The sequence below is a fragment of the Tannerella forsythia genome, from assembly GCF_003860135.1.
In the GTDB taxonomy this organism is placed as follows: Bacteria; Bacteroidota; Bacteroidia; order Bacteroidales; family Tannerellaceae; genus Tannerella; species Tannerella forsythia_A.
Genome location: NZ_RQYN01000071.1, coordinates 1 through 9,896, shown reverse-complemented (window position 1 = coordinate 9,896; position 9,896 = coordinate 1). Strand labels below are relative to the sequence as shown.

The following is a 9,896-nucleotide window of genomic DNA, read 5'->3' as shown; positions in this document are numbered from 1 at the left end:
TAAAAATAAAGAGATATTGCAAAACAATGTAGAACAGCATATGGAATTGCTTACAAACATTCCCGAAAGAGTGAAAAAGTACTTTAAACATAAGTCTATTGAATATGCGGCATAGGACGATAATAACAAATTACGCTATTTATACGTCGGGTTAATATATAAAAAAATTGCAAGCCTTCCAAGTGGTCGAAAAACGTTAGTCCGTATGAAATACTTCTTCCATTACGGCCCACCATTCGCCGTCGGCGCGTGTGTCGAGCGGTTGCTGACACGGTTCGCAGAATGTCCACCATTTTTGGGTGACCGGATCGGCTGCCATCTTCTTCATATCGGCCTCGTAATCCGTTCCCACATATTCGTAGTAACTGAACAGCAGCCCGTCTTTGTAATAAATCGAATAGTTGCGAATATTGCACTCGCGAATGGTTTGTAAAACTTCCGGCCACACTGCCGCATGTAACTTTTTGTACTCTTCCAGTTTTTCCGGCCTTACGCCGATGATGCTTCCGTAACGTTTCATAGCCATTTGATGTTTATTCTTGTACGAAAGGCAAAAGTAACGATTCTCCGAAAAAAATAAAAGCCCGAAGGCGTTTGTGTGAAAATAAATCGTACCTTTGCGGCCGCATTTTCCGGAAAGGGATGATGCAGAGGAGCATTAGCTTATGGGGACAGAGCGTTTGGTCAGGAGACCGAAAAGGAGCGGGTTCGACTCTCGTATGCTTCACAAAAAACAGTGGTTTGTCGCGCAATTGCTGCGGCCGTGTGCTTGAACACCACGTAAAAAACAAGAAAATGAAAAATAAAGTATCCGTATCGTTTATGATGCTCGGCATCCTTTTCTGCGTATGCCTCGTAGCGTCAAATTTTTTGGAAACCAAACTGATTCAACTCGGAGTAATCCCCCGCATCGGTTCAATCTCCGTCACCGCGGGGCTGCTCGTGTTTCCGATTTCGTACATCATCAACGACTGTATCGCCGAAGTATGGGGCTATCGTAAAGCGCGTCTGATTATCTGGATGGGTTTCGCGATGAATTTTCTCGTCGTCGGTATCAGCCAGTTGGCTATTCAGTTGCCCGGCGCTCCTTTTTGGGAAGGCGAAGAAGCGTTTAACTTCGTGTTCGGACTCGCGCCGCGTATCGTAGCGGCCAGCTTGCTCGCTTTCCTCGTCGGTTCGTTCCTGAATGCCTACGTAATGAGTCGTATGAAAATCGCTTCGCAAGGTAAACATTTCTCATATCGCGCCGTTTTATCGACGCTGGCAGGTGAAAGCGCGGACTCGATCCTCTTTTTCCCCATCGCGTTCGGAGGATTGATGCCTGCGAACGAACTGCTGAAGATGATTATGGTGCAGGCTATACTCAAAACACTGTACGAGATCATCATCCTTCCTGTTACCATCCGCGTGGTAAAATATATCAAAAAGGTCGACGGCGCCGACGTATATGATGAGAACGTTTCGTACAATGTACTGAAAGTAAATGAAATTTAATCGTCATGAAGGACGAGATCGCACTGGTCGTATTTAGCGGCGGACAAGATTCGACGACGTGTCTTTATTGGGCGAAAAAGAATTTTAAAGAAGTTCGTGCGTTAACGTTTCTCTACGGTCAGAAGCATCGCGCCGAAGTCGAAGTAGCGCGCGAAATAGCTCGCCAAGCTTCGGTACAATGTGAGGTGATGGATGTTTCGTTCGTCGGCGGTCTGGGCAGAAACGCCTTGACCGATCCTACGCTGACGATGGATAAAGAAAAACCGGCGGACAGCGTTCCGAATACGTTTGTCCCCGGCCGGAATTTGTTTTTTCTCAGCATCGCGGCCGTCTATGCGAGCGAACGCTCCATCCGTCATCTGGTGACGGGCGTATCGCAGACTGATTTCAGCGGGTATCCCGACTGTCGGGATGCGTTTATCAAATCGCTCAATGTGACGCTGAATTTGGCAATGGACCAATCGTTTGTCATCCATACCCCACTGATGTGGCTCGATAAAGCGGGCGTATGGGCACTTGCCGACGAACTGGGCGTCTTCGACCTGATACGGCACGAGACACTCACTTGCTACAACGGCATCGTGGGAGACGGCTGCGGCGAATGCCCTGCCTGCCGGCTGAGACGCGAAGGACTGGAGAAATATCGCAGGGAAAAAGAATAAGGAACCTTTTTCCCGCCAACGGTGTTACTAAAAAGTTTTCCAAGGTTATTTCACCGGCTCAACGTGAAGCGTGATATGCGTCGCCTGTCCGTATTTTTCACGCAACCGCCGTTCGACCCGGCTCATGATTTCGTGCGCTTCGTCGACCGTCATCTTCCCATCTACACGAATATGCGCCTCGATGGCGTAATCGTTCCCAATCCTGCGCGTCTGTAGATGATGAGGGTCTTGCACCTTGTTCACCGCTCCGATGGTGTCCAGAATTTCGTTTTCGATCTCCTCGGGCAACGATTTTTCCAACAAATCGTTAACGGCCGGCACGGTCAATCGGATGGCAACCTTCACAACAAGCACGCTTACGATGACGGCAGCCAGGGGATCAAGTACCGTCCAATTGTCTCCGAGCCAAACCGCTCCGGCGATACCCAATGCTGTCGCGACAGACGAAAAAGCATCCGAGCGATGATGCCAAGCGTTGGCAATAACCGTCTGACTCTCGTAACGCCTCCCCACCGCGGCAGTCACCTGAAACAACAGCTCCTTGACCAGGATCGAAAGCAGTGCCGCGATCAACGCGATCTTTCCCGGCGAGGCGATCGGCTCGTCCAAGACGTAAAAACCATAAATTTTACTTGCCCCGCTCCAAAAGATTCCCACACCTACGAACAATAATACCACGCCGATCACCGACGTTGCCAAGGTCTCATATTTTCCATGTCCGTAATCATGGTCATCGTCTATTGGTCTTGAAGATAAATGGATACAGATAAAAACAACAATATCTGTCGCAAAGTCGGACAATGAATGAACGGCATCGGCCAACATCGCGCTGCTACGTCCCCATACGCCGGCTACAAACTTAAACACCAGCAATACAAAGTTACCGATAAAACCCCATACCGTAATATTTTTCAGCTCTTTTTCCCTCGACATCTTACCGGATATGCTGGTGACACAGACGAACCGTTTCGAGCGATGATTCCGCACTACATGCCTCGGGATATGTGTCGTTCAGCACACATCGTGCGAAATAGGCACCTTCGTCACGATAACCTTCGCCCGCGTCGTCCAAAGCGATCGTTTGTAGCGAGGCATCATCCGCCACATACAACTCCCGCGCCTTTCCTGACGACCAAGTCACGGAAGCTCTTTCGAACATGGCCCTGAAACCGGCCTCAAACGGCAACCGCGCATGAAACGTGTTACCTCCTTCGACTTTCACCATCCGATCTCGTCCCTCATAATGCCAGAAAGCAGACACATAGTCATGAAGACTTAAAACACCCGGCAGACAGCGCGACTCGATGCGATCGGGTTTTCCCAGCAGATAATGCAGATAATCGATGTCGTGAATCAACAAATCGAACAACGCTCCTCCCGAAGAACCGAAATCCTGACGGCGTTTCTCCCATTCCCCCCAATGCGGGATGCCGGAGAAACGCGTAAGAGAAAGAAACTTTAATGCACCATACGTTTCTTGACGATATAATTCCATCAGTCGGACGTAAGCCGGCATAAAACGTACGACATGGGCTACGCCGATCTTCCGTTGCTGTCGGCGCGCCTCTTCGATCAATGCTTCTCCTTCCGCGACATCGAGGACGAACGGTTTTTCAATGAAGACGTGCAATCCTTTGCGAAGAGCTTTCATCGACATCTCGCAATGCTTCGAAGTATGCACACAAATATACGCCAGATCGAGCGACTCTTTCTCCAAACATTCTTCCCAGTCGGTATACTGCCGGACGGATGACAATGCCTCCGGATCGAACGAACCGGTATCAAGATTGCCGGACATCGCCTGCCCTATCGCATCCGGCGAACGATCGACAATGGCAGACAACGTCATCACATCGCTCCGAAGAATATTGGCGGCGTGCGTTTTACCCATAAAGCCAAAGCCTACAACGGCTGTCCGTAACGGGTACTTCATTCGTATTTTACTCTGACATAAATAAGTATCCAATCTTAATGTATTCAATGTAGTAAAATAGCAAAGTAGTTAAAGTAAGAAAGAAAAGCGTCAAGCACGATGCTTTTACTACATGGTTACATGACTTCTTTACTGCATGATTACTTAAAAATATTCAAACCGATCAGAGCAGGTCTGACGCCAGCTCCGCCAATTCGCTTCGTTCACCCTTCACCAGATTAATATGAGCAAACAGATTCTGTCCGCGCATCTTGTCAATCATATAAGCCAGTCCGTTGCTTTGCGCATCAAGATAAGGAGAGTCGATCTGCTGAATGTCACCGGTGAAAACCATCTTGGTTCCTTCACCCGTACGTGTCACAATAGTTTTGATTTCGTGCGGTGTCAGGTTTTGCGCCTCATCGACGATGCAGAATGTTTCGGAGAGACTGCGTCCGCGAATAAATGCCAGCGCCTCGATGACCAGACGTTCCTCCTTTTGTAGTTCTTCGAGTTGACGCACTTCTTTCGCCGATGGCGAAAATTGCGATTTGATCACATTCAGATTGTCGAACAACGGCTGCATATAAGGCGCGACCTTCTCTTTTTCGGTGCCCGGAAGAAAACCGATATCCTTATTAGCCAGCGATACGATCGGGCGAGCCAAAAGAATCTGTTTGTAACTCTGCATCTGATGCAGCGCCGAGGCAAGCGCCAGAAGCGTCTTACCCGTACCGGCCTTACCCGTAATGCCCACCAGCTTGATGTTCGGATCGTTCAAAACTTCAAAAGCGAAACTCTGCTCGGCGTTACGCGGTTGAATTCCATAATTCCTCGCACCTTTATCGACCTTTTTAATCCTCTCCGTAAACGGATTGTAGCGTGCCAACACCGAGCTGCGGGAACTTTTCAGGATAAAACACGCGTTCGGTTGTAACGTATCGGCAAAGTCGAACTGCGAAATATCGACCCCGTCGAACGACGAATAAAGCTGATCGATCAGGTCGGCATCTACATTCTCGTACGTATCTTGCGTATCCTTAAATAAGTCGGCATTCTTCACTTTATCCGTGATATAATCTTCGACGGCAATACCAAGCGCCCGCGCTTTCATGCGCATATTGATATCTTTGGTCACCAGAATCGTTTTCATGTCGGGATGTCCCGAAGCGACCGTGTAAGCACAGGAGAGAATACGGTGATCGGGAATACGATCCGGAAACGAGGCGGCAATCTTATCCTGATACTTATCGCCCGTCACGACATAGAGCATACCTTTCCCTTCACCCAGCGACGCGCCTTTCAGAAACAGATCGTTGGAAGTCAACCGGTCTAACTCACGCACAAATTCCCGCGCATTGTAATTCAACTGACTGCTCCCCTTTTTGAATTTGTCCAACTCTTCGAGCACGACGATCGGAAGATAAATATCATTTTCCTGAAAATGTTCGATACATTTATAATCGTGAAGAATCACATTCGTATCCAATACAAAATTTTTCTTTACTCCCATAGCTTTGATGTTTTAATCATGATGTTGTTAATTCGGTCGCTAATTAACGACTTTTTCAGGAAACAAGCATAATAAAAAAGAAAAAACGAGCCTAAAATGCACTAAAATGAATCTTTAGGACGTCTTTTGTAGAGAAAAATAAAACAAAATCGAGCAATTTATCATTTTTTTAGCATCTATTTATGCTCCAATCGTAAATAAGTCTTTATATTTACGCGCTGTTTGAAACTATGAAATACGAAGAAATACTTCAATACCTGTACGAACGCACTCCATCTTTTCAGGATATCGGGGGAGCGGCTTACAAGCCCGGCCTCGATCGTGCCATCGCGTTAGATGATGCGTTGAGATGTCCGCACCGTAACTATCGGATCATTCATGTGGCAGGAACAAACGGAAAAGGATCTGTTTCTCACCTGCTTGCATCAATCCTAAGAAGGTCAAAATACAAAGTGGGGTTATATACCTCGCCCCATTTGACCGATTTCTGCGAACGCATACGGGTGAACGGAAAAAAAATTCCACGGCAGTACGTGGTTGATTTTGTCGAAAGCCACCGTGGACTGATCGATTCGATCAATCCCTCGTTCTTCGAATTGACTTCGGCTATGGCTTTCGATTATTTCAAACACAAAAAGGTAGACTTCGCCATTATCGAAGCAGGATTGGGCGGACGGTTGGACAGCACCAATATCGTGACGCCCATCATGAGTATCATTACTAACATCAGTATGGATCACATGCAGTTTCTGGGTGATACTCCCGAAAAAATTGCCGAAGAGAAAGCCGGTATCATTAAACCTTACATACCGGTTGTGGTTGGCAATACCTCCAGCACCAGCGTTCGACAAGTGTTTATCAATAAGGCGAAGCTATCGAGAGCGCAAATCTACTTTGCCACCGACGAAGCCCCTTTGCGGTCGGCACAATTGATGGCGGATGGGAAATGGCAGTTCGAATCGTTCGATTTCGGTAGAATCAATGGTGAACTGAGCGGCTCGTTCCAAAGAGAAAACGCTCAAACCGTACTGACGGCTATTCGTGTACTCAAAGAACAGAGAATAAAGCTACACCGGGACTCCATTGCCGTTGGTTTCGCCAAAGTCGTGGAAGAGACAGGCCTGATGGGACGTTGGCAAACGATCCAAAACGAACCGAAAGTCATTTGCGATACGGGACACAATATCGGCGCATGGGAGAACCTCGGTCAACTGCTTAACGAGGCCTTTGAACATCATCCGCGCCTGCATCTCGTGATCGGTATGGCAAGCGATAAAGACGTAGACAGTGTCTTAAGTATGATGCCCAAGCAAGCATCGTATTACTTTACCCAAGCCTCGGTCAAAAGAGCGCTTCCTGAAGAAGAGCTTGCTCAAAAGGCTCTCAAATACGGGTTGTACGGAACAACTTACCCGACTGTACGTGAGGCCGTACGCGCCGCGACCGAAGAGGCACGTAAAGACGACCTCATTTTTATCGGAGGCAGCACGTTCGTTGTAGCCGATGCTTTACCGCTGTTTCCTAATATTCAACGAAAATAAATCAAACAAACTAAATTCTTATGACTGAAAAAATTCAACCCCTCTTAAGGGACAAAGCCTGGGCACGCTGGACGGCCTTGATGCTTTTAGCTTTTGCGATGTTCTGTTCGTATATTTTCATGGACATCTTATCCCCCATTAAAGATTTGCTTGAGTCGACACGCGGATGGGATTCCGATGCTTTCGGCACGTACGCAGGCTCCGAAACATTCCTCAATGTCTTTATCTTCTTTCTTATTATTGCAGGGATCATTCTGGATAAAATGGGAGTACGCTTTACAGCTCTCTTATCGGGTCTGGTCATGCTTATCGGCGCGACGATCAACTGGTATGCCGTAACAGAAATGTTTATGGGCTCAGAACTGGAAAAATGGTTTACCGACAACCTCAATTATATCCCCTTATTCGACGAATTAGGCGTTTCGCCATTTTATAAAGGAATGCCGGCCTCGGCTAAGTTTGCAGCCATCGGATTCATGATTTTCGGTTGCGGGGTGGAAATGGCCGGTATTACGGTTTCGAGAGGAATTGTGAAATGGTTCAAAGGACGCGAAATGGCGCTGGCCATGGGCTCCGAAATGGCATTAGCCCGTTTGGGAGTTGCCACTTGTATGATTTTCTCGCCCGTCTTCGCCAAAATGTATGGCGTCATCGATGTTTCGCGTTCTGCTGCGTTTGGAGTCATCTTATTATTAATCGCTTTGATAATGTTCATCGTTTACTTCTTTATGGACAAAAAACTGGATGCGCAAACAGGCGAAGCAGAAGAAAAAGACGATCCGTTCAGAATACGCGATCTCGGTAAAATCTTTTCGAGCGGTGTATTTTGGCTCGTGGCATTACTCTGCGTACTCTATTATTCGGCGATTTTCCCCTTCCAGAAGTATGCCGTGAATATGCTTCAGTGCAACATCGATTTTGTAACGCCCGACCCATCTTCGTTTTGGGCTTCGAGTCAGGTTGCGTTTATCCAGTATTTCGTGATGTTGCTGGTTGCAGCCACCTCGTTCATGAGTAACTTCAGAAAAAAAATGATGAAGACCGTGCTGTTAGCTCTTTCGGTTATATTCCTGATCATTTTCTGTTATATGTCTTACAAACGTCAATCTGCTGAATCGATTTTTGCCGTATTCCCGTTGCTGGCGGTGGGAATCACGCCCATTCTGGGCAAATATGTAGATAATAAAGGAAAAGCGGCCACCATGTTGATGCTCGGATCGATCCTGTTGATTATTTGCCATCTGACTTTTGCGTTCGTTTTACCGATGTTTAAAGGAAACAACATCGGCGGTATCACGCTAGCCTTCGTGACGATTCTGGTGCTCGGTTCGTCTTTCTCTTTGGTTCCTGCCGCCTTGTGGCCCAGTGTACCTAAGCTAGTCGACAGCAAAGTAATCGGATCGGCATACGCCCTGATCTTCTGGATACAAAACATCGGCTTATGGCTTTTCCCTCTATTGATCGGTAAAGTGCTGAATGCCTCGAATCCCGAAATCGTACAACAGTTGGCGGACGGGACAATAGCTCCCGAAGTAGCCTCCATCTCTTATAACTATACGAATCCGCTGATGATGTTGGCTTCGCTGGGTGTCTTAGCTCTCATCATGGGCTTCTGGCTTAAGATCGAAGACAAACGGAAAGGGTACGGATTGGAAAAGCCGAATATCACCGGCTGATTCGAATGGATTATTTGCATACAAAACAGTGAGCTATGAACAGAATAACAGAACTTTTCGGAATCCGATATCCGATTATTTCGGGCGGTATGGTATGGTGCAGTGGCTGGCGCTTAGCCTCGGCTGTGAGTAACAACGGAGGACTCGGGCTGCTGGGTGCCGGTTCGATGCATCCGGAAACGCTCGAAGAGCATATTCGGAAGATGCATCAGGCCACGGATAAGCCATGGGGAATCAATGTCCCCTTACTCTATCCCGAAATGGATCGTATCATCGAAATCATTTTACGTGAGAAGGTAAAGATTGTATTCACCTCGGCCGGAAGTCCGAAGAAATGGACTCCTCTGTTGCAGAAAAACGGAATCAAAGTGGTACACGTAGTCAGCAGCACCGCTTTTGCACGTAAATGTGAAGAAGCCGGGTGCGATGCCGTAGTGGCCGAAGGCTTCGAAGCCGGAGGACATAATGGACGAGAAGAGACAACAACTCTCACGCTCATCCCGCAAGTACGTCGCGCGATCTCACTGCCGCTGATTGCCGCCGGAGGTATCGCTTCGGGACGGGGGATGCTGGCTGCAATGGCATTAGGCGCAGAAGGCGTGCAGGTAGGAACGCGCTTTGCCCTTTCGGAAGAAAGCTCTGCGCACGAGCGATTCAAACAGAAATGTATTACGCTCGACGAGGGAGATACGATGCTCTCGCTCAAGAAACTTTCTCCCACACGCTTGATCAAGAACGAATTTTACCGTCAGGTGGAACAGGCCGAAAATGCCGGTGCCTCAGCCGAAGAAATTGCCCAACTTCTTGGACGGGGACGTGCCAAACGGGGTATCTTTGAAGGCGAACTGGATGAGGGCGAACTGGAAATCGGGCAAGCAGCATCCATGATACGGACGGTCGAGCCGGTCGGACAAATCATCGCCCAAATGATTGCCGAATATAATACTGCGATCGAAGGACTTACGGAAATCAGATTCTAATTTTCCCTCCGTAAATTTTTAGCGATCAACTCAACAGTAATATCCCGAAATGACCCCTGATGAATACCTGAATTGTGATTTGAAACAAGGGCTGTCAGCCAAGAAATCCCCTAAAAAT

The 9,896-nt window shown here is 47.7% G+C and carries 9 protein-coding genes; 5 read left to right on the top strand and 4 right to left on the bottom strand.

What is annotated here, in order from left to right:
* Positions 1–196: 196 nt before the first annotated feature.
* Positions 197–520 (bottom strand): L-rhamnose mutarotase, encoded by a 324-nt coding sequence (locus EII41_RS12520; RefSeq protein ID WP_124790862.1) that lies wholly within the window; start codon positions 518–520, stop codon positions 197–199.
* Positions 521–795: 275 nt separating this feature from the next.
* Between EII41_RS12520 and EII41_RS12515 the strand changes: the two genes are divergently transcribed.
* Positions 796–1,494 (top strand): queuosine precursor transporter, encoded by a 699-nt coding sequence (locus EII41_RS12515; protein ID WP_124750705.1) that lies wholly within the window; start codon positions 796–798, stop codon positions 1,492–1,494.
* Positions 1,495–1,499: 5 nt separating this feature from the next.
* A complete protein-coding gene (gene queC, locus EII41_RS12510; protein WP_124790861.1) occupies positions 1,500–2,156 on the top strand; it encodes a 7-cyano-7-deazaguanine synthase QueC in 657 nt (218 codons plus the stop codon).
* A 45-nt stretch (positions 2,157–2,201) separates the two neighbouring features.
* On the opposite strand, the gene EII41_RS12505 is transcribed toward queC, so the two are convergent.
* The 3 genes from EII41_RS12505 to EII41_RS12495 form a co-directional block, all read right to left on the bottom strand.
* A complete protein-coding gene (locus EII41_RS12505) occupies positions 2,202–3,089 on the bottom strand; it encodes a cation diffusion facilitator family transporter (protein WP_124790860.1) in 888 nt (295 codons plus the stop codon).
* 1 nt (position 3,090) lies between these two features.
* Positions 3,091–4,089, bottom strand: a complete 999-nt coding sequence (locus EII41_RS12500; protein WP_124790859.1) for a Gfo/Idh/MocA family protein — start codon at positions 4,087–4,089, stop codon at positions 3,091–3,093.
* A 163-nt stretch (positions 4,090–4,252) separates the two neighbouring features.
* Positions 4,253–5,581, bottom strand: a complete 1,329-nt coding sequence (locus tag EII41_RS12495) for a PhoH family protein (RefSeq protein ID WP_124790858.1) — start codon at positions 5,579–5,581, stop codon at positions 4,253–4,255.
* Positions 5,582–5,811: 230 nt separating this feature from the next.
* On the opposite strand from EII41_RS12495, the gene EII41_RS12490 reads away from it, so the two are divergent.
* The 3 genes from EII41_RS12490 to EII41_RS12480 are packed head-to-tail and all read left to right on the top strand — an operon-like array spanning position 5,812 to position 9,778.
* Positions 5,812–7,122 (top strand): bifunctional folylpolyglutamate synthase/dihydrofolate synthase, encoded by a 1,311-nt coding sequence (locus EII41_RS12490; RefSeq protein WP_124750700.1) that lies wholly within the window; start codon positions 5,812–5,814, stop codon positions 7,120–7,122.
* A gap of 20 nt (positions 7,123–7,142) precedes the next feature.
* Positions 7,143–8,798, top strand: coding sequence for an MFS transporter (locus EII41_RS12485; RefSeq protein ID WP_124790857.1), 1,656 nt, complete (start codon positions 7,143–7,145; stop codon positions 8,796–8,798).
* Positions 8,799–8,833: 35 nt separating this feature from the next.
* Complete coding sequence (locus tag EII41_RS12480) at positions 8,834–9,778, top strand: NAD(P)H-dependent flavin oxidoreductase (RefSeq protein WP_124750698.1); 945 nt, start codon at positions 8,834–8,836, stop codon at positions 9,776–9,778.
* Positions 9,779–9,896: the final 118 nt, after the last annotated feature.